Raw genomic sequence first — 22,162 nt, forward strand, 5'->3', positions numbered from 1 at the left:
CGTGAATAGTTACAGCCGGCAGTATCAGAAGACGTGGTACAGCATCGAATAGATGGCCAGCCCCATCGTGAAGGAGACGAGCCACAGCGCCGCCGCGACCCGGCCCGCCGTCCGGTGGCGCGTCTCGTATATCTCCGCAGTCGGGCGGGTCCCGGCGACCAACAGGGCGTAGAAGACGAAGGGGACACAGACGATGGCCAGCGCGATGTGGACGAACAGGACCGGGAAGTAGACGTACGTGCGGACGAAGGCGGGTCCGGTGAACTCGGTCGGTCCGAGGACGGCGACCCGGTAGAGGTACAGCGCGAGAAAGAGCGCGAACAGGCCGAAACTGGAAAGCATGAGCGCCCGGTGTCGCTCGACCTCGCCGCGGCGGATGGCGCGGACCCCGGCGGTTATCGTGCCGATGGCCGCGAGGCTGAGGACGGCGTTGACGTGCGGTATCGCCGCCAGAAGCCCCTCGGGACTCGGGAGCGCCCCGACGGGGAGCATCTGGAGGGCAGCGCCGAAGACCAGCGTCAGTGACACGACGGTCAGAACCGCCGTCAGTGCCGGTACGTGCTCTCTGGCCCACGTCCGGGTCTGCATGCGCTTCGCTACGAGCGGACGGTGGATAGATGTTGGTGATTCGGGACCGGAAACGCCCGTCCGTCTACCTTCCGAGAGTCATGATAACAGTTATCATACTCAGACACGTACGGTTCCACAGTATGCGCGGGACACAACCGGAGGGAGACACCCTCTACGAGTGTATGGACTGCGGTGACCGCCAGCGGGACCCGGAGGGGCGGCTCTGCGCCTGTGGCGGCTACCTGAAGAACATCGGTATCGAACGGTCCCTCTAGGTTTTTTGCGGGACGCCGGAGCAACAGCGGCAGCAACGCCGACGGCCGCACGGCTCGCGGCCGGTACCTCGGGAGAATTTGCGTGGGTGCTGTCTGCGAGCACCCGCACTGACCTCGCCGCGTTGCGAGTTGGCAGTGCGTGGGACCGGATTTGAACCGGCGGACCTCTACAGGACAGCGCCCTCAACGCTGCGCCGTTGGCCTAGCTTGGCTACCCACGCACGCTGTGTCTTCCGCACGCTTGCCTCGGAGTCGTTCCGTTTTAACCCTTTCCGTTCACCAGCCGTGTGGCACCCGCTGGCGATTCCGGGCGGGCGACGCGGTGTCGGCGGACGGCCGCGGGAGCGGCGGACGGCCGCACTGGCGAGGAACGCGGGGTTGAAGTACGTACCAGCAGTGAACTCCCGTATGGCCAAATACTCGACCGGCGGTGTCGGGGGCGACTCCAGCGGCGCCTGCGAGCTCTGCGGCGCCGAGGACCGCGACCTCGAGACCGCGACGGTCGCCGGCGCGAAACTGGAGGTCTGCGGGGAGTGTGCCAGACACGGCGAGAACGGCGGCGACTCTGGCGGCGACGAGAGCCGAAACGAGGAGCGCGAGCGGCGCAAGAAGGCCGCACAGAACGCCGCCCGACTGGACGACGCCCGCAAGGCCGACACCGACTTCGAGGAGGGGACCGACTACGAGGACGATCCGCTGCCCTACCTCGTGGCCGGCTACGGCGAAGTCGTCGAGGACGCCCGCCAGGCGGCCGGTCTCCAGCCCGACGAACTCGCCGCGGAACTCGGCATCGACGTGGAGGACCTCGTCGCCGTCGAACAGGGCCGGGCCGCCCGCGCCAACGTCGGCGGTTCCCTCATCGAAGCCCTGGAGGAACGGCTCGGCGTCGAACTCGCCGAGGAGTAGCCCGCTTTCGACCCGCTTTTGTCGCCGCCGGCTCACCGGGCAGCCATGGTGAACTCCCTTGCATCCGACGACCCCGAGACGCTCGCCTTCGAGGCCACCGTCGAGTCCGGTGGCAGCGGGGTCGTCCTCTCGGAGACGTACTTCTACCCGGAGGGCGGCGGCCAGCCCGCCGACCGCGGTACCCTCGGCGGCCACGAGGTCCTCGATGTCCAGGAGTGCGACGGCGAGGTCGTCCACGTCCTCGACGGCGAACTCGAGGCCGGCCGGACCGTCGAGGCCGCAATCGACCCCGAGTTCCGCCGGTACTGCGCCCGCGCTCACACGGCGAGTCACGCGCTGTACGGCGCCGGTCGCCGGCTCTTCGAGGACGTCGGCTACGGCGGCTTCGACATCGGCGCTGCCCCGCGGGGGCAGCGAGCGAACGGCGCAGCAGCGAGCACCGACGAGAAGGTCCGCGTCGATTTCACCACCTCGACGGACGTCGACGACGCGACGCTCCTCGAGTTGGAGCGACTGGTCAACCGCTGCGTCTGGGAGAGCCGCCCGGTCACCTGGGAGCGACTCGACCGCGAGGAGGCGCTCGCACGGGAAGACGTCGCGTTCAACACGAAAACGGAGGAGGGCATCGCGGGAGACACCGTGCGGATCGTCGAAATCGACGGCTGGGACGTCGCCGCCTGCGGCGGGACTCACGTCCGGAACACCCGAGAGATCGGTCCCGTGACGGTGCTGGGACGCTCGAACCCCGGCGAGGGGCTGACCCGCGTGGAGTTCGCCGTCGGGCCGGCGGGCATCGACCGCCGCGTCGCCGAGAAGGGCGCCGCCCTCGAGGCGGCCGCGACGCTCGGCACCAACGTCGAGTCGTTGCCGGACGAAGTCGCGCGCCTGCAGGACGACGTGGCGGCGCTGGAGGCCGAACGCGACGATCTCAGGGGGCAGGTCCTCGACGCCGCCGTCGCCGAGGCCGGCGACGACGGCTTCCAGCGGGACGGCCGCCGGTGGGCCGCGGCCGTCGTCGACGCCGACGCCAACGCCCTCGCCGAACGGGTCCGGGAGCGCCCAGACGGCGTCGACGTGCTCGTCCTGGTGTCGTCGTCGGGTAGCCTCGCGGTCGGGACCGGCGGCACGCCCGACGCCGGCGAGGTGGTCGAGGAACTCACGGACGAGTTCGGCGGCGGGGGCGGCGGCTCCCCGACCGTCGCCCCGGCCGGTGGACTCGACGCCGACGGCGAGACGGTCGTCTCGTATCTGCGGGCGACGGACGAGGACCGCTGAGGCGAGGCGGCGCCCGACGAGCGGACGATTTTTGCCGGTCGCGGCCGACGACCGGACATGGAGCTTTCGCCGGAGCAGGAGGCCATCCGGGAAACCGTCCGGGAGTTCGCCGAGGCGGAGATACGCCCGACGGCCCGCGAGGCCGACGAGACGGAGACGTTCCCCGAGGCGGTGTGGGACGGGCTGGCCGACATCGGGGTGACGGCGATGACCGTCCCCGAGGCGTACGGCGGTCTCGACGTCGAGGGGCTGACCTACGCCCTCGTCAACGAGGAGGTCGCGTACGGTCAACTGGCGGTGGCGACGGCGCTGTCGGTTCACTGTCTGGCCACCTCCTGTATCGCCGAGTTCGGCGACGAGAGACAGAAGGATCGGTGGCTGCCGGAGATGGTCGATGGCCGGCCGGTCGGCGCGTTCGCGCTGTCGGAGCCGCACGCCGGCTCCAACCCTGCCGAGATGTCCACCGAGGCCCGCAAGGAGGGCGACGAGTACGTCATCAACGGCACGAAACAGTGGATAACCAACGGCGAGCGAAGCGGCGTCGTCGTCCTCTTTGCGAAGACCGACCGCGACGACCCGCGGACGGTGACGCAGTTCGTCGTCCCGAAGGACGCCGACGGCCTCGAGGTGGGCAAGAAGGAGGAGAAACTGGGGCTCCGGGCCAGCGACACGACGACGCTCGTCTTCGACGACGTCCGCATCCCCGAGTCCTACCGGCTGACCGAGGAGGGCCGCGGGCTATCCGCGGCGCTGTCCATCCTCACCGGCGGGCGGGTCGGTATCGCCGCCCAGTCGGTCGGCCTCGCCCAGTCCGCGCTGGACCTGGCCGTCGAGTACGCAGGGGAGCGCGAGCAGTTCGGCGACCCCATCGCCGACATCCAGTCGATACGGCAGAAACTCGCGGAGATGCACGCCAAAACCCAGGCGGGCCGCATGCTGACCTACGAGGCCGCCCGTGGACTCGACGAGGGGTCGCCGCCGTCGATGGCCGCCAGCACCGCGAAGTACTTCGCCAGCGAGGCGGCGATGGACGTGACCAACGAGGCGGTCCAGGTTCACGGCGGCTACGGCTACACCACCGATTTCCCCGTCGAGCGGCTCTACCGCGACGCGAAGATAACGACCATCTACGAGGGGACGACCCAGATACAGAAGAAGGTCATCGCCCGTGAACTGCTGGACTGACCGCTTCGGGGGACCGACGCGATGAGCGCCGCCGACAGCACCGACCACGACACGCTGGTCTTCGACCTCGACGGCACGCTGGTCCGTCTCGTGGTCGACTGGGAGGCGGTGGCCGACGCCGTCGCCGAGACGCTCCGAGAGCGGGGCGTCTCGCCGCCCGACGACCTCTGGACGATGCTTTCGGCCGCCGACCGCTCCGGCAACCGCGAGGCCGTCGAATCCGTCATCGCGGAGTTCGAGCGCGAGGGCGCACGCGCTTCCGAGCGGTTGCCCGCGGCGGGGACCGTCCCCGACGGGACCGTCGGCGTCTGTTCGCTGAACTGCGAGGCCGCCTGCCGCATCGCGCTGTCGGAGCACGGCATCGACGGGGTCGGCGCCGTCGTCGGCCGCGACACCGTCGGGACGGAGAAACCCGACCCCGAACCGCTCCTGGAGACCGTCCGGCGCCTCGACGGCGACCCCGACGGGACGCTGTTCGTCGGCGACAGCGAACGAGACGCCCGGACCGCAGACCAGGCCGGCACCGACTACCTCGACGTCTCCGAGTGGCTCCGGGCGTACGCGTAGACGGGGACGCCGATGCAGAGCCACACGACGGCGCCGACCCGGACCGCGAACTCCGCCCGCTCGCCCCACGTCGAGAGGGTCACGAACGCCGACAGCGCCGCGACGACGGGCGCGCCGACGACGATGGTGAGGACGAACGTGGTCTGCATCACCCACCCGTAGTCGACGCCCTCGGGGTCGGTCGTCTCGACGCGCTCCGGCATACCCCGCTCTGGGGCGCTCTCCGGGTAAGCGGTTACGGTTCGGGTCTCGACCGCCGGTGGGCCCGCTCGTCTTCGAATCCCGCCGCCGCTGTCGAAGCGACAGCGTTTAGCACACCCCCGACGGAGTTTGGGACATGCGCGCGAAGGACATCCGCGAGAGGGCCGGCGAGGAGCCGGTGACGATGCTGACGGCCTACGACGCGCCGACGGCCCGCCTGGTCGACGAGACCGGCGTCGACATGATTCTCGTCGGCGACTCGGTCGGCAACACACGGCTCGGGTACGACTCGACGCTCCCGGTCACCGTCGAGGAGATGGCCAGTCACACCGCCGCCGTCGCACGGGCGACCGAGGAGGCGCTGGTCATCGCCGACATGCCCTTTCTCTCGTACGGCGCCGACGAGGGCGACGCCGTCGAGAACTGCGGCCGGATGCTCAAGGAGGCCGACGCCGACGCGGTCAAACTCGAGTCCGGTCCCCACACCGTCGAGTTGACCCGGACGCTGACCGAGTTGGGCATCCCGGTGCAGGCCCACCTCGGACTGACGCCACAGCGGGAAAACGAGACGGGATTGTTCCGGCAGGGCACCGACGCCGAGTCCGCCCGCCGCATCGTCGACCTCGCCCGCGAACACGAGAACGCCGGCGCCTTCTCGCTCGTCCTCGAACACGTCCCCGCGAACCTCGCACGGAAGGTGACCGAGGCCATCTCGATTCCGACCATCGGCATCGGCGCCGGCCCGCACTGCGACGGCCAGGTGCTCGTCATCGACGAGGTCATCGGTCTCTCAGAGGGGACGGCGCCGTTCTCGAAGGCCTTTGGCGACGTCCGTGGCGAGATGACCGACGCCATCGAGGCCTACGTTAGCGAGGTCGAGAACGGCGAGTACCCGGCCGAGAAGCACAGCCACTACGAAGAGGAACTCGACGACGTGTACTGAGACCGGTCGGGACGAGGTGGGACCTCGTCAGAACGAACGACGAGCGAAGCGAGCCACGAGCGGCGGGCGAGAAACCCCGAGCGACGAGGGGCCTAGAAGTGCGTCGCGTCGATGTCCATGATCTCGGCGGCTTCCTCGGGCGTTGCGGGTTCGCGGCCGACGTTCCGCGTCAACTCAGCGGCCTTGGCGACCAGTTCGGGGTTCGTCGACATCTCACCGTTCGGGAGGTAGAAGTTGTCCTCGAGGCCGACGCGGATGTTGCCGCCCATCGAGAGGGCGCCGGCGGCCAGTTGCCACTGGTCGCGGGAGATGCCGATGACCTGCCAGTTGGCGTCGTCGGGCACCTGCCGGACCTGGTGGGCGAGGTTCTCGATGCTCGGGGGGATGCCGCCCAGCACGCCCATGATGAGCGAGAAGTTCAGCGGCGACTCGAGGTCGCCGGACTTCAGGAACGGCCGGATGTTGCCGACGTGGCCGGTGTCGAAACACTCCAGTTCGGGCTTGACACCGTTGTCGTTCATCGCCTGCAGGAACTCCCGGATCTCGTTGAACGGGTTGTCGAACACCATGTCGAACACGAAGTCGTCGCGGTTCTCGCTGTACTTCGCGTAGTTCATCGACCCCATGTTGAGGGCGGCGATGTCGGGCTGGACACCCTCGACGTACTCGATGCGGGAGTCGACGGGTTCGTGCAGCGCCCCCGTCGAGAAGTTGATGAGAATGTCCGTGCGGGCCCGAACCTCGTCGTAAATCTCCTGGTACACCTCCTCGTCGAAGGTCGGCGAGCCGTTCTCGGTCCGGGCGTGGATGTGTGCGATTGCGGCGCCGTTCTCGCGGGCTTCGGCGGCGTCCTCGGCGATTTCCTCGGGCGTGTACGGGATGGCCTCACACTGGTCGCGGGTCGTCAGCGCGCCGGTTAGCGCCGCGCTGATGACTGCCTTCTCGGGGTCGTTGCCTTTGACGGATTCTTGTTCGATTGTCATGGGTAGTGGGTCGTCTTCGTCGGTCCTCGTGTCGGTCGGCGGGCTATGCGTCCGGGTCGTCGGGGCGGCCCTTCCAGTCCGGTTCGGAGTCGGTGAGGAAGGAGTTGAACCCCTCCTCGGCGTCGTCGCTCATCGCCAGCATCGTCACCATCTCGCGCATGTAGTCCAGCGCCTCGTCGAAGCCCATCTCCCGCTGGTTGTAGAAGGACTCCTTGCCGATCTCGATCATGAACCCGGAGGGCGTGACCAGACCGTCGACGAGGTCGTCCAGTTCCGCCTCGAACTCGTCGGCGGGCACGACGTCGGTCGTGAAGCCGATGTCGTGAGCAGTCTCGGCGTCGAAATGCTCGCCGGTGAAGAGGTACTTGAACGCCTGCTTCTCGTTGACGGTCCGCATGACGGGAACGAGCGCCTGTGCGGGGAAGATACCGATGTCGACCTCGGGGGTGCCGAAGGTGGCTTCGTCGCTGGCGAGGACGACGTCGCAGGCGCCGGCCAGGCCCATCCCGCCGGCCAGACAGTAGCCCTCGACGGCGGCGACGGTCAGGGCCGCGGTGTCGACGGCGGCCTCGACGAGGTTCTTCATCCCGGCGAACCCTTCCCGGTAGGCCTGCGACCCCTGGCCGACGGCGCCGGCCATCGACTTGATGTCCCCGCCGGCACAGAAGGTGCCACCGGCACCGCGAATCACGACCACGCGGGCCTCGCCGTCGTCGGCGTACTCGAAGACGTCGAGCAGGCCGCCGATGACGTTCTGGTTCAGGGCGTTGCGGTCCTCCTCGCGGTCGATGGTGGCACGGACGACGAGGTCGTCGTCGGCCACCGCCACCTCCAGGTCCTCGTTGCCGAGTTCGTCGCTCGTGACCATCCTGTCGTAGGGATACAGGGGGCGGCCCATCATGATTTCGGACGGAAATAAACGAACAACTCGTTTAATCCAAAACTGTCGGCGAGCCGTTTCGACGGCTGCGGCAACGGTGGGGTTTATCCGGTCCTACACGAACGAATACGTATGACTGCGGACCCGATACCGTACGGTGACTACGAGGAGGGCCGGAACTGCAACTACTGGGCGCTGGACCCGACACTGCAGTTCGAGGCCCGGCGCGTCTACCCGGACGACGAGTTCGAGTGGGCCGAACCCGTCCTGGAGGAGTTCGGCGAGGCGCTGGGCCACCGGCTGGCCGACACCGCCGACCGCATCGACGAAGCGGGCCACGAACTCGAGTCATTCGACAAGTACGGCGACCGGCTCAACGAGGTTCAGTACCACCCGCTCGTCCACGAGCAGGAGGAGGTCGTCTACGAGGAGTTCGGCGTCACCCACGACGCCTTCCACGCACCGCCGGGACGCGACGAACCGGTCGGGCTGACCCACCCGCTGATGATGCAGGCGCTGCTTTCCTACGTCGACGCCGGCTTCACCTGCCCGGTGTCGATGACCAACGGCGCCGCCATCGTCCTCGAGAAGTTCGACGACGGCGCCCTCGAGGAGTACTTTCAGGGGCTGACCGCCCGAAACCTCGAGGAGCACATCGAGGGCGCGATGTTCCTCACCGAGGAGCAGGGCGGCTCCGACGTCGGCGCCAACGAGGTTCGTGCCGAGCCCACCGAGAAAGACGACGTGTACGAACTGTACGGCGAGAAGTGGTTCTGTTCGAACATCGACGCCCAGGGCGCGCTGGCGCTGGCCCGGACGCCCGACGCCCCCGACGGCGTCGAGGGGCTGTCGCTGTTTCTCGTCCCGCGGACGACGCCCGACGGCGAGGTCAACGACGCCCACTTCCGGCGGCTGAAGGACAAGCTCGGCACCATCTCGGTCCCGACCGGCGAAATCGACTACCAGGGCGCCGAGGCCTACCTCGTCGGAGAGGAGGGCGGGGGGTTCCGGTACATGGCGGAGATGATGAACTTCGAGCGACTGACGAACGCCACGGGCGCAATCGGCGTGATGGGCCGGGCGCTCCTGGAGGCGAAGGTCCGGGCGGCCCGCCGGGAGGCTTTCGGTGACACCATCGACGAGTACCCGCTGATGCGCCGGGACCTGGTGGACATGACCGTCGACTACGAGGCGGCGGCCGCCTTCTCCTTCGAGGCGGCGAGGTTGCTCGACGAGCGTGAACGGAAGGGCGACGATTCGGCGGCATACCAGCTGATGCGGCTGTTCATCCCCGTCGTCAAGTACAAGACCGCCCGGATGTCCGTCGAGACGACGTCGTACGCGATGGAGATACTGGGCGGCAACGGCTACGTGCGCGAGCACACGACGGAGCGCCTGCTACGGGACGCCCAGGTGCTGCCCATCTGGGAGGGCCCCTCGAACATCCTGGCACTGGACACACTGCGGGCGCTGAACCGCGAGAACGCCCACGAGGCGCTGATCCCCTACGTGCAGGAGCGCCTCGACGGCGTCGAGCACCCGCTACTCGAGGAACTGGCCGACACCGTCGAGGACGAGTTCCTCGAGTTGCAGAACGCGCTGGCGACGCTGGCCACCGAGGACGGCGACTACGCCCAGTACCACGCGAAGCGGCTGGCTGACCTAATCTTCGACGTCGTCACGGCGGCGCTGCTGCTCGACGAGGCCCAGACCGCCGTCGACGAGGACGGCGACGGCCGGAAGGCACTGGTTGCCCGCCGGTTCGTCGAGACGCGGTTCGAGGAGGGCGAGGCCTACGGCGTCACATCCGGCGACCGCCTCGCCATGGAGGACGACGCCTTCGCGGCCATCGCCCACTACGCCGGCGTCGAACCGGCGTCGCTGGTCGAGACCGCGCCCGCCGACGACTGACGCCGCCGGCGACCAGCGGGCCGTTCCAGTAGGGGTAAGTCGCCCCGCCCCGAAGACCGTGCATGGACGCCGAGGCCACCGTCCGGGCGTACTACGACGGGCTCCGTGCTGGCGAACCGCTGTACCCGTTCTTCGCCCCCGCAGAGACGACGGTCAAGTTCGGCATCGGGGAGCGACTGACGGGGTACGAGGAGGTACGGGAGGGACTGCGGGCACAGACCGAGACGACCGAGGAGTGGACGGTCGACTCCGAACGGCTCGTCGTCGACGGCGACGACGAGTGTGCGTGGTTCTCCGACGACGTGTTCATGGCCTGGACCGACGTCGAGCGGGACCACCGCCACGAGTTCGACACCCGCTGGAGCGGCACGCTCGTGCGGCGGGCCGACGACGCCGACATCGGGACGGCCTGGCGCTTCGCCGGGATGCACGTCAGCACAGCGGGTGACACCCGATGACGGGTCCCATCTCCGACGAGGACCGCGAGCGGACGATGACCCGTCTGAAGGTCGGCGTCGTCCTCCTCGTGGGACTTTCGGCCGGCCTCATCACCTCCCAGGGCGACGCCTCGCTCGTGGTCGTCCTCGGTGCGGTCGCGGCCGGCCTCCTCGTCGGCGCGGCGCTCGTGTGGTACCTCTTTCCGAGCGTCGAACAGCTCTCGCCCGCCTCGAACCGCGAGTACCGAAAATAAGCCTGCCGCTATCGGTCGCGTTATTAGTGGCACCCTTGCATATCGGCCTATGGCACGAGCCGCGGTCGTCGGCGCTGGCATGACGAAGTTCGGCGTCCACGACACACCACTGCAGGAGCTGTTCGGCGAGGCAGCCTTCGACGCGCTGGACGACGCCGGGATCGGACCGTCGGACGTCGAGGCGCTGTACTTCGGCAACGCGATGAGCGGACAGGCCGAAAACGAGACCCACCTCGGACCGAAAGTCGCCTCCTACGTCGGGATGGCGGGGATTCCGGTCCAGCGCTTCGAGGACGCCTGCGCCACCTCGGCGAACGCGTTCAAGAACGCCGTCGCGGCCGTCGAGGCCGGCGTCCACGATGTCGTCGTGGTCGGCGGCGTCGAGCGCTGCACCCCCGAGACCGGCAAGGACACCGACGAAATGACGCGCATCTTCGCGTCGGCCTCCCACCGCCAGTACGAACAGCCGGCGGGGCTGACCTTCCCGGGCGTCTTCGCCCTCCTGACGAAACGACACATGCACGAGTACGGCACGACCGAGGAACAACTCGCCCACGTCGCGGTGAAGAACCACGGCAACGGCGCCCTGAACCCCCGGGCGCACTTCGGCAAGGAGACGACCGTCGAAGAGGCGCTGGACGGCCCCGTCGTCGCCGACCCGTTCCGGCTGATGGACTGCTGTCCGTTCTCGGACGGCGCCAGCGCCCTCGTCGTCACCAGCGAGGCGTACGCCGACTCCTACGACGCGCCCGTCGACGTCGCGGGCGTCGGTCACGCCACCGACGTGGTGCCCATCGCCGACAAGACGACGCCGCACGTCACACAGGCGGCCCGCGACGCCGCGGGCGAGGCCTACGAGCAGGCCGGCACCGGCGCCGACGAGATGGACTTCGCGGAGGTCCACGACTGCTTCACCGGCGCCGAAATTCTCGCCAGCGAGGCGCTCGGTCTCGTCGCCGACGGCGAGGGCGGCCCCGCCGCCGAGGAGGGCCGGACCGCCCGCGACGGCGACGTCCCCATCAACCCCTCCGGCGGACTGAAGGCGAAGGGCCACCCCATCGGCGCGACCGGCGCCGCACAGATCGTCGAACTGGTCGAGCATCTCCGCGGGGAGGCCGGCGAACGGCAGATACCGGACGCCGAACGCGCGGTCGCGCACAACCTCGGCGGCGACGCCGCGACGACCGTCGTCAGCGTCATGGAGGCCCACCGATGAGCGACGGACTCACCCACGCGGCCTGGACCGATGCGGTCCGGGATGGCAGGCTACTCGGCGGCAGTTGCGGGCAGTGCGATACGACCGTCGGCACGCCGAAGGCCGCTTGCCCACACTGCGGGGCACGCGACCTCGAGACGGTCGACCTCCCGACGGAGGGCGTCGTCTACACGGAAACGACGATCAACGTCCCGCCGGAAGGAATCGAGGAGCGCGGCTACCAGGTCGCTATCGTCGACCTCGGGGACGCCCGCCTGCTCGGCCGCGTCGACGGTGAGACCGTCGGCGTGGGCGACGACGTCGCACTCTCGGGGTACACCGAGGACGAGCAGGGCTACACCGCACCGCGGTTCGAGGCCGTCTGAGCGGCGTCAGCTGCCGAGCTGTTTTCGGCCGTCCGGGCCGGTCGCGGAAGTGACGCCGCTGGAAAGATCCGCGATGCACCGGCGGCAGAACCGGTAACTCGGATCGTTCGGCGCGCCACAGGTCGGACAGGCGACCCGGTCCTCGCCAGTTCCCGGCGCCCGTTCGCCGGACTCCTGTCTCGGGACGTACTCGGAGGCCGACTCGCCCTCGCTCGCAGAGGCGGCCCGATAGAGGTACGCCGCCACCGCTACGTGCAGGAGGACGAACAGGGTCGCCGCGGCACCCAGCCAGAGCAGCCCCTCCATGTGTCGTGTGAACATACGGGACGACGACACTTAGAGGTTCCCCGGGTTCGGGGCTACGCCGAGCGGGGGCCGACCCGGGCGAGCCAGGCGTCGGGGTCGTCGAGTTCCTCGTCGGTCGGGAGGTTGCCGGGGGCGTCCCAGACGACGGCGGCGCCGGCGACGCCGCGGGCCTCGGCGACGGCGTCGAAGAACGCCTTCCCTCGCTCGTACTGCCGGCGCTTCCTGCCCAGTCCGAGCAGTCGACGCAGAAGCATCGAGATGGGGCCGGCGCTGCCGCGTCGTGCGTCGAGCTTCTCCCGGAGGTCGGCGTACTCCCGGTCGAAAGCCCGGTCCATGACGAGCTCGGCGTACCCCTCGACCGCGGTCATCGTGACGTCGAGTTCGCCGAGCGCCTCCCGGTCGACGTTGCCGTCGGCCAGCTCGGAGACGGCCTCCCTGACGGCCGTCTCGAGTCGGTCGGAGAGCCACGGTGCGGCCCCGAACTCGGCGGCGTGGGCGACCTCGTGGAAGGCGATCCAGCGCCGGAACCGATTGCGGTCGACGTCGAGCGCCGCCGCGACCGTCTCGATGTTCGGGTGGACGAAGTAGAGCCCGTGGTCGCCGTCGCTCAACAACAGCGGGTCGTACTGCCCGAGGACGTTGTTTGCGAGGAAACCGAGCGTGACCGCCATCGATCCGGTGTTGGCCGACCGGGCCAGCGAGGGCGCGAGAACCGTCCGCTCCTCCAGCGGCGCGAGCAGGCGCTCGAAGGTCACGAGATTGGCGTCGATCCAGTGGTGGCGGTTCTGGACCTGCACGTTCTCGGGGAGGTCGAACTCGAGGCCAGCGGTCTCGCGGATGGCGTCGCGGGCGTCCCCGACGTCGTCGGCGTACCCGCGGCGTTCGGCCTCCGAGAGCGTCAGGTCGCCGGCGTCGGTCCCCTCCCTGGCGGCGGTGCCGACGGCGGCCCAGTCGACCGGCCCGTCCCCCTCGGAGTCGGCGACGGCGCGGACGGCGCGATAGAGACTCACGGTTGTGGTAGCCAGTGCCGGGACAAAGGGCTTCCGGGAGCGCGCTGGCGGCGGATCGGGCTCCGTCCGACTGTCGACGGCCGTCGATAGCTACACCTCGACGTCGAACTCCTCGTCGAACTCCTCATCATCGTCGTCGAGGAACCGCCGCTTTGCGACGTAGGCGACGGCGACCAGAAAGACGAGACCGACGACGGCCGCAAGCGCCGCCCCCGTCTTCGAGCCGTCCTCGCGGTCGGGGATCTCCTCGCCGGCCTCGACGTCCTTCTCGCCGAACTCGTACGGCGCACTCGCGGTGGCGGTGAAGTCCGAGTCGTCGACGTGGATCTCCAGGAAAGTGAACTTGACCATGCTCGACGTTGGAGTCTCGCGTACTTATTGGTGACGAGGGGCCGCTACGACCGACCAACCGCAGGCGGTCCGATCCCACCTCGTAGCGCCCTCACCCGGCGGTATCGGGATAGTATGCCGGTGCGTTTATACTGCCGGCGCGTGCGGTCACTCGTATGACAGACCGACCCCTCGACGTCCTCGAAGCCACGCTGGGTTCGGAAGTGAACGTCACCCTCAAGGGCGGCGAGATGTACGACGGCGTCCTCGCCGGCTACGACCAGCACATGAACCTCGTCCTCGAGGAAGGCGACAACGTAACCATTATCCGCGGCGATAACGTCGTCTCGATACAACCATGACCGGAGCAGGGACCCCGAGCCAGGGCAAGAAGAACAAGACGACACACGTCAAGTGCCGTCGCTGCGGCGAGAAGTCCTACCACTCCAAGAAGAAGGTCTGTGCCTCCTGTGGCTTCGGCAAGACCGCAAAGCGCCGCGACTACGAGTGGCAGTCCAAGCAGAACGAGTAGCCGCCGCGTTTCTCCCGATTTCCGCCGACCGGACAGCGACCGCTGGCGGCCGTCGACCGGGGACCTCCGGTCCGGGTCGCCGGCCGGGATCGAACGACTCTCGACGCCGGCAGCGACGAGCGGCCGACCCGAGCGCGTTCGCCGATATATGCACTATCATGCATATACACAGTCTTGTCGTCCCCGCCAACACGCACGATGGAGTGAATTTTTACCCCTGCGCGACGGAGCCCCATCCATGCCAGATGGGCGGCACCCGGAGGGGCCGACGGAGAAGTGCGGCGTCGTCGGCGTTTCGCTCGACGGTCGGGCGGCGGCACGACCGTTGTACTACTCGCTGTACGCGCTCCAGCACCGCGGCCAGGAGTCGGCGGGCATCGTCACCCACGACGGCTTCCAGCAGCACAGCCACGTCGAGATGGGGCTGGTCGGCGACGCCTTCGAGCCCGACGACATCGAGTCGCTGAACGGCTCCAACGGCATCGGCCACGTCCGCTACCCGACCGCCGGGAGCGTCGACTCCTGCTGTGCACAGCCGTTCTCCGTCTCGTTCAAGTCCGGGTCGCTCGGGCTGAGCCACAACGGCAACCTCGTCAACACCGACGAGGTGCGCGAGGAACTGGCCGCGAAGGGCCACGCATTCACCAGCGACGGCGACACGGAGGTCATCGCCCACGACCTCGCGCGCAACCTGCTGGAGTCCGACCTCGTCCGCGCCGTCAAGCGGACGATGGGGCGCATCCACGGCTCGTACTCGCTGACCATCACCCACGACGACACCGTCCTCGGGGTCCGGGACCCGCAGGGCAACCGCCCGCTCTGTATCGGGAAACTGGAGGACGGCTACATGCTCGCCTCCGAGTCGGCCGCCATCGACGTCCTCAACGGCGAACTCGTCCGCGACGTGAACCCCGGCGAACTCGTCGTCCTCCAGCCGGACGGCGAGGGCTTCGACACCTACCAGCTCGTCGACACCGACAACAGCGCCCACTGCTTCTTCGAACACGTCTACTTCGCCCGGCCCGACTCCCGCATCGACGGCAACCTCGTCTACGACGTCCGGCGCGAACTCGGGCGGAAGCTCTGGGAGGAAAGCGGCGTCGACACCGACGTCGTCCTCCCGGTGCCGGACTCCGGGCGCGCGTTCGCCTCCGGCTACGCCGACGCCGCCGCCGAGGACGGCGCCGACGTCGAGTTCGCCGAGGGCCTGATGAAGAACCGCTACGTCGGCCGCACGTTCATCATGCCCACCCAGGACGCCCGCGAGCGGGCCGTTCGGCTGAAGCTCAACCCCATCAAGGACGTCGTCCAGGGCCGGACCGTCACCGTCATCGACGACTCCATCGTCCGCGGCACCACCTCGACGCAACTCGTCCAGCTACTGCGGGACGTCGGCGCCGAGGAGGTCCACATGCGCATCGGCGCCCCGCCCATCGTCGCCCCCTGCTACATGGGCATCGACATGGCCTCCCGCGAGGAGCTCATCGCCGCCGGCCGCGACGTCGGCGAGATACGCGAGGAGATCGAGGCCGACTCGCTTTCGTACCTCTCCATCGACGCCGTCGCCGAGGCACTGGAGGAGTCCCGTGCGGACCTCTGTCTGGGCTGTGTGACCGGCGAGTACCCCTACGACATCGACGGCGAGGCGACCGACCGCGAGGTGGTCCGGCCCGACATCGACGGCGCACAGGCCGGCCTCGCCGACGACTGACCTACACCAGCGGCCCTTCTCGCTCGCCGAGGTAGTCCAGCACCGATCCCAGCCCGAAGCCGTAGGCGACGTGCCCGACCAGCGTCGCGGCGGCGTACAGCGGCAACTGGATTCCGGAGTAACCCGTGTAGAACGCCAGCACGAATCCGGTCCAGAGAATGAACCCGTAGAAGACGCCCGCCTTGGCGAACGTGTCCCCGGGGAGGTACTGGCCCAGCGAGGCGAAGAGCAGCGGCCACGTCACCATCCCGCCGAGCAGGAAGATGACGTAACCGATGGCGTTGGCGTAGGCCGGGGCCAGCGCCGCCAGACCGCTCATCTCCGCCAGGATGGTAAAGGAGGTGAGGTCGAACGCGCCGAGCGTCGAGGCCGCCATGAACACGAGCGTCATCAGTCCGGTCCCGACCGCGCCGCCGACGGCGCCGATGACCCCGTCGACGACGATGCCCGAAAGCGAGTTCGTGTCCCGCTCGTCGAGTTCCGACACGCCGACCGTCGCATCGTTCTCTGCCATACGTTACCACAACGAAGGGGGGCCTCAAAAGAGTTGACGCCGCGAGCGCGAAACGAACCGCGAGGTCGGGACGTTTCGACCGGCACCCCGGCGCCGACGAGTCCTCACTCGGCGTCCGGCGTCGGCCGTCCGGCCGCCCCCGACTCGCTGGCCGGGGCCGTGCGCCCCTCGGCCGAGGCGACGGCCGCCTCGCCGGAGCGAACGACCTCGAAGTCCTCTCGCTCGAACCGGTCGGCGTGAACCATCTGCCCCGTCCGGAACGCTATCCAGTCGTCGTCGACGTCGGCGACCTCGAACCTGTACTCCTTGTTCAGTTTGCTCGTGTAGACGACGGTGTCGCCCGCGCGGACGCTGTCCGCCGGGCGTCGTCGGTGCTGTGCTGCCGTCTCGTCGTCCGGTGGCTCTTCGAACATGTCTTCGTCCCCGTAGCTGTCTCCCTGGACAACCGTCTCGGCCCACTCACCTCCCCCTGGTAGTAATGTGTCCGCTACTGGCGGTAGTGGATGCCTACCGACCCCGGCGGTTCGGCCGAAATGGACCGCGAGTCCACTGGGACGGCACGGCCATCCAGTCGCAACGACGAGGGACTCCCTACCGGTCGTCCCTCGCCGCTCGCGGGTCGTTTCACTCCCCGCTCACCACAACGTGAGCCTCACTCGCGTTCGGCTCACGCCCCTCGCGGCTCCTCGCGTCGCCGCTCGCAATACCGAGACCCTCGCTATCGCTCGGGCCTCGCTGCCCACTCCAGCATCCGCTCGTAGAACGGCACGCTGCGGAGCGCACCCTCGTCGCCGACCAGCGCGAGCGCCCGCTTGGCCCTCGTCAGCGCGACGTTGACCCGGCGGTGGTCCTCGAAGATCGGACTATCGAGGTCCCCGGTGGCCACGAAGGAGACGACGATAACCTCCTTGGCGGAGCCCTGGAAGCGGTCGACGGTGTCGACGGCCACGTCCGGCAGCCGGCGGGAGATTTCGGCCACCTGTGCCCGGAACGGCGCGATGACGCCGATGTCGTCGGCGTCGACGCCGGCCTCGCGGTAGGCCGCGACGATCTCGGCGACCCGGTCGGCTTCCGCCGGATTGGAGTTGCCCGTCGCCGTCCCGTCCGGGTCGACGAAGGAGACGGGGTCACGGAGCTCCGGCGGCAGGACGTCGGCGTCGACGCCCGGCAGGTCCGCGAGCCGCCGGGCCGCAACCTCCCCGGAGGCCGGCCGCAACGCCCCGTCGTAGAACTCCCGGCTGGAGAAGTACTGGACCCGCTGGCTCATCCGGTACTGTCGGTCGAGCATCACGCCCGCGTCGGGATAGGTCTCGATGAGCCGCTCGAACAGCGACTCTTGGAGGTCGTTCTCGGCGCGAACCACGGGCGGCAACTGCTCGTGGTCGCCGACGAGGACGAACCGGTCGGCGAGGTTCGCCGCGAGGAAGGTCCCCGGCTCGGTCAGTTGGCCGGCCTCGTCGACGACGGCGACATCGAACGACTGGGCCTTCAGCGCCCGCGACCCGCAGGCGGCGGTCGTCGCCGCAATCACCCGCGCCTCCCGGAGCGCGCCGGCCCGCTCCTCGGGGTCGCCCGACCGCTCCAGGCGGTACTCCTGCATGTCCTCGCGGACGCCGGACTCCGAACCCCACCGGACGACGTCGGTGAAGCCCTGCTCTTCGAGAGCTTCGATGGCGTTGTCGACCGCGCGGTTCGTGAACGCCGACAGCAGGACCCGCTCGCCGTCTTCGACCAGCGCCCGGACCGTCCGGGCCAGCGTGTAGGTCTTGCCCGTCCCCGGCGGCCCGTGGACCAGTGCGAAGTCCTCGGCGGTGACGGCGCGGTTGACCGCCTCGTTCTGGGCGGCGTTGTTGTCGATGTAGGTCCGCTCGTCGCCGTCGAAGGCGGGGTCGCGCCGCCCGAAGAGGACGTCCTTCCGGTCGGGGTCGCCCCGCAGGACGGCGTCGTGCAGCCCCGAGAGCCGGCGGTCGACGCCGATTTCGGACGGGTAGACGTCGACCCGCCGGAGGTCCAGCGGCTCGTCGGCGACCACGACCACCTCCTCGCCGAGCGACTCGACGGTGGCGAGTTCGGCCGTCCCGCGGGTCGGGTGGCCGTCGCTGGCCAGCACGCGGTCGCCCTCGCGTATCTTCGAGACGGCGTCGCTCGTTCGGCGGGCCGACAGCCGCCAGCGACCGCCGGAGACGCCCTCCCGGCCGAGCGGTTCGAGGTCGATCAGCGCGCGGTCGTCGTCGGCCCGCTCCGCCGCGGACTGCTCCCACAGTTTCCGGTACTCGGCGTGGACCTCGCGGCGCTCGGCCTCGATGGCGCGGTAGAACCGCTCGAAGTAGGCCCGTTCCTCGTCCGGCAGGGGCTCGCCGATTTGCCCCGCCTTCGACTCCTGGTCGAGGCGGCCGGCGACGACCATGCAGGTGTCCTGCTCGAAGCAGTACTCGCACTTGGCGTCCGCCTCGTAGCCGGTCGGGACCGTCAGGTCGTACTCGGCGGCCGCTATCTCGTTGCGCTGCCGGAGGACGAACTGCAGAAAGCCCGGACCGATGGAGAAGTCCTTGGCCGGCGAGAGGTCGCCCGAGGCCTCGCTCCTGTCCAGGGCCGTGTTCTTCGTGTACAGCAGCGTCCCCGTGTCCGGCGCCTCGGCGACGTCGTCGGCCAGGAGGAGCGCGTAGCAGGCCGCCTGGACCTTGTCCTGGAATCGGGGGTCCCGGCTCGTGTTCTTGCCGGTCTTGAGTTCGACTGGCGTCCCCCGGCGGACGGCGTCGGCCCGACCCTTGATGCCGAACCGCTCGGAGAGGAGCGTCTGCTCGGAGCGCCAGGAGTCGGTCTCGCCGAGGGCGCCCTGCTGGAGCCACCCCTGGATTGCGGCGGCGTTCTGTCTGACGTCCTCGGCGACGGCGTCGGCCGTCTCGCCCAGGAGTCCGATGTCGAGTGCGGCCTCCGCGACCCGCTCGTCGATGCTCTGCGCGAGGTCCCGGCCCCGCAGCAGGTCGTCGAACACCTCGTGGACGACCGTCCCCTTGACGACGGGGTACTTCAGCGGGACGCCCGAGAGCTTGTTCAGGTAGTAGATTCGGGGACACTGTACCCACCCGCGGATGTCGGTCACGTCGACGAGGAAGTCCGGTTCGACGACGACGGCCGACTCGCCCGTGGTCGCGTACTGCGTCTCGCCGCGGAACTCCCCTTTCTCGACGTCGGTGACCAGCAGTTCCATCCCGGCTTCGAGCAGGTCGGCCGTCTCGGTCCACTTGCCCCACAGCGTCACCTGGACGGGGTCGCCCGCGCCACGCTCCGGCCGGACGAGCACCTCCGCCAGTTCCGAAGTGCCGCGGCTCGTCTCGACGGTTCGGGCGTCACGAGCCTCGACGACGGGGCCCCGTACGTTCACGTCACCTACCAGCGCCCTCGCCGGAAAAACGCTATCGGTCGGACCGTCGTTCGACGTCCCCGCCCGGTCGCGGAAGCCGACAGGTTCATTCCGGTCACGGACCACGGTACGGGTATGCGCGTCCGCGACTGGCAGGACATCCTCGAAGACGTCGTCGAATCAGGCGCCGACGCCGGCGACTGGCGTGCCGTCGCCGGCGACCGGCGGGGCGGCCCCGGCGAGGACATGTACCTCGGCCACCCCTCCGGCGGCGTCTTTCAGCTGAAGACCTTCGCCAAGAACCCCTACGAGGTCCGGGGCGTCGGCTCCCGGGTCGCCCGGAAGGTCGACGAGGACCTCGAACCGCTGTTCCCGGCCGAAGAGGCCGGCGGTCGATTCGGCGTCAACGACGGCGTCGACGACGAAAGCGACGCCGAGAAGAAGGCCAAGAACCTCGAAACCGTTCTGGAGACCCACGCCGACGCGCCGACGACGCCGGACGCCCTCTTCGAGGACGTGATGGACGCTCTTGACAGCCCCGCCTTCGGTCCCATGGAGTACGACATGTACGACCGGCCCGACGAACTCGACGACCTCTCGGACACCTTCGAGGAGGCCGAGGAGCTACTGTCGAAGGAACTGGACGACCTCGTCGAGGACAGCGACGTCGGCCGGGGCTTTCACTGAGGCGCCTACCCGAGGAAGTCCCGCAGGACCGCTCCGAACCCGGCGGCGCCGATGCCGAACGTGACGATGCCGCCGATGCCGGTCAGCGTCAGACCGCCGTTTATCGCCGCGCCGACCAACAGCGGCTTCGTCCAGCCGTCCTCGTGACCGACGAGTCGGTCGCCGACGGCGAGGAAGGCGATGGACGCGCCGACGGCCCAGGCAAGATACGCCACGAGGAGGAGCGGTACCGCAATGAAGATGCCGATGATGTTGACTTCCTCCCACGGCTAAAGCCGTGGGATTCCTCCGTGGGCAATCCGGCCAGCCGATTGCCCCGGCTGTGAACTTGCGGGTTCGCTGAGGCTGGTTTGGTCGGGCGACCGCGACTGTTCCCGAAATACTGTGGGTCTCCAGCCGTGGTCGTCCCACTCCCAGTACGCCCCGTCAGCGGGTGCGTCCCTGCCGCGTCCAACAGACAGGGCAGCAGGCCGAGCCATCGGCCCTACTTCGTCTTGCAGCAGATTCCACGCCCCAGCTACATCGCTGTGAGCGTCTAAGTCACACACGTAGCAGCGGAACGAGTCACCAGCACGGTGAACGTCCTCCGACCCACACGCCGGGCACTCGCTACTTGAATCCGCCTCGTTCACTTCTTTGACGGTGATTCCAACGTCTCCGAGCGTGAGTTCGAGCCGGTCGGTGAGCTGCCCGTGACTCCAAAATGCGTGCGTTTTCTCGTTCACCGTAGCGGACCAGTGCGTGGACAGTACGTCGGAAAGGTCGCCGACGTACACCGTGTCTACGTTCCGTTCCAGCAGCCACTCAGCAGCGTGCTTCACCGCCGCGTTCCGGCTGTGGTCACGCTTTCGCGTTCGCTCGTCGTACAACCGCTGAATCCGAGGACTCGAATACCGCTCCTCGGGCAGTTCAGATTGCCGACGGGCGATTTTCGCCGAATACTGCCGGAACTGCTTGAATTGGGGACGAGCGTGGTAGACGGCGGTTTCGCCGGTGGTGGTGACGATGGCGAGGGTGTTGTTCGCGCCGACGTCGATGGCGGCCGAGTGCGTCGCGTTCTCCGGGTGGAGTGTGTGAGTGAAGGCATCCAGTCGCTGCTCCTGCAATTGGTCTGGCCGAATGCGAACCGGATGCTTGACGCGAACCGTGTCGGCCGCCTCGTCGTAGGTGAGTTCCAACCTCGAATCGTCACCGTTCCACTGCGGGTCACCACGGGCTTCGAGCGTGACGCGCTCTTGATACTCGAAGTCGTACTTGTCTTCTAACACGTCACCGACGCCAAATTCCAGCGTACTCGTGTCCTCGTTCCAGTCGAAGGTGTAGAGGTCGTTGCGGACGAGGCCGTGCAGGTCGTACCCGTCGTTTCGGTTGCCCCAGTAGCCAGGCGGACTGGGTTTCTCCGTCACGCTGGGGTCGTCACCGTGGTATTTGTCGAGGAGTCGGAAGAACGACCGCCACGCTTCGCTATTCTTCCGGGCGACCTGCTGGCACGTTGCTGTCCCGAGGACGGGTGCGTACTCGTCGTACAAGTCGTCGTATGCTACGTCCCAGACGTCTTTGTCGTCGTCGAAGTAGGCTTGGCGGCGTCGGTAGGTGATCTGATTCCACAGGGGGGCGTGGGCGGCCAACCACTCGAACAAGCACTCCCGATACCGGTCACTGATTGGTTCGGCGGTGTACTCGTTCGTTCGCTGTGGTCGTCCACTCACCAGTGGTAATATGTCACTGGCCGACACTAAA

At 68.5% G+C, this 22,162-nt stretch carries 26 protein-coding genes, 1 tRNA gene and 1 pseudogene; 15 read left to right on the forward strand and 13 right to left on the reverse strand.

Annotated features, from left to right (window positions below):
- Nucleotides 1-24 precede the first annotated feature (24 nt).
- Entirely contained in the window at nt 25-588 is a 564-nt protein-coding gene (locus NLF94_RS10600) for a DUF420 domain-containing protein (RefSeq protein WP_254837596.1), read from the reverse strand.
- Between the two features lie 122 nt (nt 589-710).
- Between NLF94_RS10600 and NLF94_RS20790 the strand changes: the two genes are divergently transcribed.
- A complete protein-coding gene (locus NLF94_RS20790; RefSeq protein ID WP_256558605.1) occupies nt 711-845 on the forward strand; it encodes a DUF7129 domain-containing putative zinc-binding protein in 135 nt (44 codons plus the stop codon).
- A gap of 136 nt (nt 846-981) precedes the next feature.
- On the opposite strand, the gene NLF94_RS10605 is transcribed toward NLF94_RS20790, so the two are convergent.
- Nucleotides 982-1,066, reverse strand: a tRNA-Leu gene (locus NLF94_RS10605).
- Between the two features lie 187 nt (nt 1,067-1,253).
- On the opposite strand from NLF94_RS10605, the gene NLF94_RS10610 reads away from it, so the two are divergent.
- The 4 genes from NLF94_RS10610 to NLF94_RS10625 are packed head-to-tail and all read left to right on the forward strand — an operon-like array spanning nt 1,254 to nt 4,778.
- The gene (locus NLF94_RS10610) at nt 1,254-1,751 is read left to right on the forward strand and encodes a helix-turn-helix domain-containing protein (RefSeq protein WP_254837597.1); all 498 of its coding nucleotides are present in this window, start codon (nt 1,254-1,256) and stop codon (nt 1,749-1,751) included.
- 45 nt (nt 1,752-1,796) lie between these two features.
- Nucleotides 1,797-3,026, forward strand: coding sequence for an alanyl-tRNA editing protein (locus tag NLF94_RS10615; RefSeq protein ID WP_350355824.1), 1,230 nt, complete (start codon nt 1,797-1,799; stop codon nt 3,024-3,026).
- A 57-nt stretch (nt 3,027-3,083) separates the two neighbouring features.
- Complete coding sequence (locus tag NLF94_RS10620; RefSeq protein ID WP_254837598.1) at nt 3,084-4,211, forward strand: acyl-CoA dehydrogenase family protein; 1,128 nt, start codon at nt 3,084-3,086, stop codon at nt 4,209-4,211.
- A 21-nt stretch (nt 4,212-4,232) separates the two neighbouring features.
- Complete coding sequence (locus NLF94_RS10625) at nt 4,233-4,778, forward strand: HAD family hydrolase (protein ID WP_254837599.1); 546 nt, start codon at nt 4,233-4,235, stop codon at nt 4,776-4,778.
- Here NLF94_RS10625 and NLF94_RS10630 read toward each other — a convergent pair.
- Nucleotides 4,739-4,981: a DUF5822 domain-containing protein gene (locus tag NLF94_RS10630; RefSeq protein WP_254837600.1), complete on the reverse strand. Its 243-nt coding sequence runs from the start codon at nt 4,979-4,981 to the stop codon at nt 4,739-4,741. The two genes, NLF94_RS10625 and NLF94_RS10630, sit on opposite strands and share 40 nt — an antisense overlap.
- Before the next feature lie 134 nt (nt 4,982-5,115).
- On the opposite strand from NLF94_RS10630, the gene panB reads away from it, so the two are divergent.
- On the forward strand, nt 5,116-5,922 hold the full coding sequence (gene panB / locus NLF94_RS10635; RefSeq protein WP_254837601.1) for a 3-methyl-2-oxobutanoate hydroxymethyltransferase: 807 nt from the start codon (nt 5,116-5,118) through the stop codon (nt 5,920-5,922).
- A 92-nt stretch (nt 5,923-6,014) separates the two neighbouring features.
- Here panB and NLF94_RS10640 read toward each other — a convergent pair whose 3' ends face one another.
- Nucleotides 6,015-6,905 (reverse strand): beta-keto acid cleavage family enzyme, encoded by an 891-nt coding sequence (locus NLF94_RS10640; protein WP_254837602.1) that lies wholly within the window; start codon nt 6,903-6,905, stop codon nt 6,015-6,017.
- 43 nt (nt 6,906-6,948) lie between these two features.
- A complete protein-coding gene (locus NLF94_RS10645; protein ID WP_254837603.1) occupies nt 6,949-7,806 on the reverse strand; it encodes an enoyl-CoA hydratase/isomerase family protein in 858 nt (285 codons plus the stop codon).
- Nucleotides 7,807-7,917: 111 nt separating this feature from the next.
- Between NLF94_RS10645 and NLF94_RS10650 the strand changes: the two genes are divergently transcribed.
- The 5 genes from NLF94_RS10650 to NLF94_RS10670 all read left to right on the forward strand — a co-directional run bounded on the left by NLF94_RS10650 (nt 7,918) and on the right by NLF94_RS10670 (nt 11,968).
- Nucleotides 7,918-9,696 carry an acyl-CoA dehydrogenase family protein gene (locus NLF94_RS10650; protein WP_254837604.1) on the forward strand — a complete coding sequence of 593 codons (1,779 nt, stop codon included), beginning with the start codon at nt 7,918-7,920 and terminating at the stop codon, nt 9,694-9,696.
- A 62-nt stretch (nt 9,697-9,758) separates the two neighbouring features.
- A complete protein-coding gene (locus tag NLF94_RS10655) occupies nt 9,759-10,154 on the forward strand; it encodes a nuclear transport factor 2 family protein (protein WP_254837605.1) in 396 nt (131 codons plus the stop codon).
- The gene (locus tag NLF94_RS10660) at nt 10,151-10,387 is read left to right on the forward strand and encodes a DUF8527 family protein (protein WP_254837606.1); all 237 of its coding nucleotides are present in this window, start codon (nt 10,151-10,153) and stop codon (nt 10,385-10,387) included. Before NLF94_RS10655 ends, NLF94_RS10660 begins: the two co-directional genes overlap by 4 nt.
- 49 nt (nt 10,388-10,436) lie before the next feature.
- On the forward strand, nt 10,437-11,603 hold the full coding sequence (locus tag NLF94_RS10665) for a thiolase C-terminal domain-containing protein (protein WP_254837607.1): 1,167 nt from the start codon (nt 10,437-10,439) through the stop codon (nt 11,601-11,603).
- Entirely contained in the window at nt 11,600-11,968 is a 369-nt protein-coding gene (locus NLF94_RS10670) for a Zn-ribbon domain-containing OB-fold protein (protein ID WP_254837608.1), read from the forward strand. Before NLF94_RS10665 ends, NLF94_RS10670 begins: the two co-directional genes overlap by 4 nt.
- Nucleotides 11,969-11,974: 6 nt before the next feature.
- Here NLF94_RS10670 and NLF94_RS10675 read toward each other — a convergent pair whose 3' ends face one another.
- From NLF94_RS10675 to NLF94_RS10685, 3 genes are all read right to left on the reverse strand, one after another.
- Nucleotides 11,975-12,274: a zinc ribbon domain-containing protein gene (locus NLF94_RS10675; protein WP_254837609.1), complete on the reverse strand. Its 300-nt coding sequence runs from the start codon at nt 12,272-12,274 to the stop codon at nt 11,975-11,977.
- Nucleotides 12,275-12,327: 53 nt separating this feature from the next.
- On the reverse strand, nt 12,328-13,284 hold the full coding sequence (locus tag NLF94_RS10680) for a zinc-dependent metalloprotease (protein ID WP_254837610.1): 957 nt from the start codon (nt 13,282-13,284) through the stop codon (nt 12,328-12,330).
- A gap of 90 nt (nt 13,285-13,374) precedes the next feature.
- The gene (locus tag NLF94_RS10685; RefSeq protein WP_254837611.1) at nt 13,375-13,635 is read right to left on the reverse strand and encodes a hypothetical protein; all 261 of its coding nucleotides are present in this window, start codon (nt 13,633-13,635) and stop codon (nt 13,375-13,377) included.
- A 155-nt stretch (nt 13,636-13,790) separates the two neighbouring features.
- Between NLF94_RS10685 and NLF94_RS10690 the strand changes: the two genes are divergently transcribed.
- The 3 genes from NLF94_RS10690 to purF all read left to right on the forward strand — a co-directional run bounded on the left by NLF94_RS10690 (nt 13,791) and on the right by purF (nt 15,857).
- The gene (locus tag NLF94_RS10690; RefSeq protein WP_254837612.1) at nt 13,791-13,976 is read left to right on the forward strand and encodes an LSM domain-containing protein; all 186 of its coding nucleotides are present in this window, start codon (nt 13,791-13,793) and stop codon (nt 13,974-13,976) included.
- Nucleotides 13,973-14,146, forward strand: coding sequence for a 50S ribosomal protein L37e (locus NLF94_RS10695; protein ID WP_254837613.1), 174 nt, complete (start codon nt 13,973-13,975; stop codon nt 14,144-14,146). The genes NLF94_RS10690 and NLF94_RS10695 overlap by 4 nt, the downstream gene beginning before the upstream one ends.
- 238 nt (nt 14,147-14,384) lie before the next feature.
- Complete coding sequence (gene purF / locus NLF94_RS10700; RefSeq protein WP_254837614.1) at nt 14,385-15,857, forward strand: amidophosphoribosyltransferase; 1,473 nt, start codon at nt 14,385-14,387, stop codon at nt 15,855-15,857.
- Between the two features lies 1 nt (nt 15,858).
- Here the strand turns inward: purF and NLF94_RS10705 are convergent, their stop codons facing one another.
- From NLF94_RS10705 to NLF94_RS10715, 3 genes are all read right to left on the reverse strand, one after another.
- Nucleotides 15,859-16,371 carry a DUF6789 family protein gene (locus NLF94_RS10705; protein ID WP_254837615.1) on the reverse strand — a complete coding sequence of 171 codons (513 nt, stop codon included), beginning with the start codon at nt 16,369-16,371 and terminating at the stop codon, nt 15,859-15,861.
- 104 nt (nt 16,372-16,475) lie between these two features.
- Entirely contained in the window at nt 16,476-16,784 is a 309-nt protein-coding gene (locus tag NLF94_RS10710; protein WP_254837616.1) for a hypothetical protein, read from the reverse strand.
- 305 nt (nt 16,785-17,089) lie between these two features.
- Entirely contained in the window at nt 17,090-19,756 is a 2,667-nt protein-coding gene (locus NLF94_RS10715) for an AAA domain-containing protein (protein ID WP_254837617.1), read from the reverse strand.
- A gap of 114 nt (nt 19,757-19,870) precedes the next feature.
- On the opposite strand from NLF94_RS10715, the gene NLF94_RS10720 reads away from it, so the two are divergent.
- Nucleotides 19,871-20,422: a hypothetical protein gene (locus tag NLF94_RS10720; protein WP_254837618.1), complete on the forward strand. Its 552-nt coding sequence runs from the start codon at nt 19,871-19,873 to the stop codon at nt 20,420-20,422.
- 5 nt (nt 20,423-20,427) lie between these two features.
- Here the strand turns inward: NLF94_RS10720 and NLF94_RS10725 are convergent.
- Nucleotides 20,428-20,679, reverse strand: a pseudogene (locus NLF94_RS10725) (hypothetical protein); the annotation flags it as partial.
- Nucleotides 20,680-20,691: 12 nt separating this feature from the next.
- Nucleotides 20,692-22,131: an RNA-guided endonuclease InsQ/TnpB family protein gene (locus NLF94_RS10730; protein ID WP_254837620.1), complete on the reverse strand. Its 1,440-nt coding sequence runs from the start codon at nt 22,129-22,131 to the stop codon at nt 20,692-20,694.
- Between the last annotated feature and the right edge of the window lie 31 nt (nt 22,132-22,162).

The sequence above is a fragment of the Natronomonas marina genome (genome assembly GCF_024298905.1).
Lineage (GTDB): Archaea > Halobacteriota > Halobacteria > Halobacteriales > Haloarculaceae > Natronomonas > Natronomonas marina.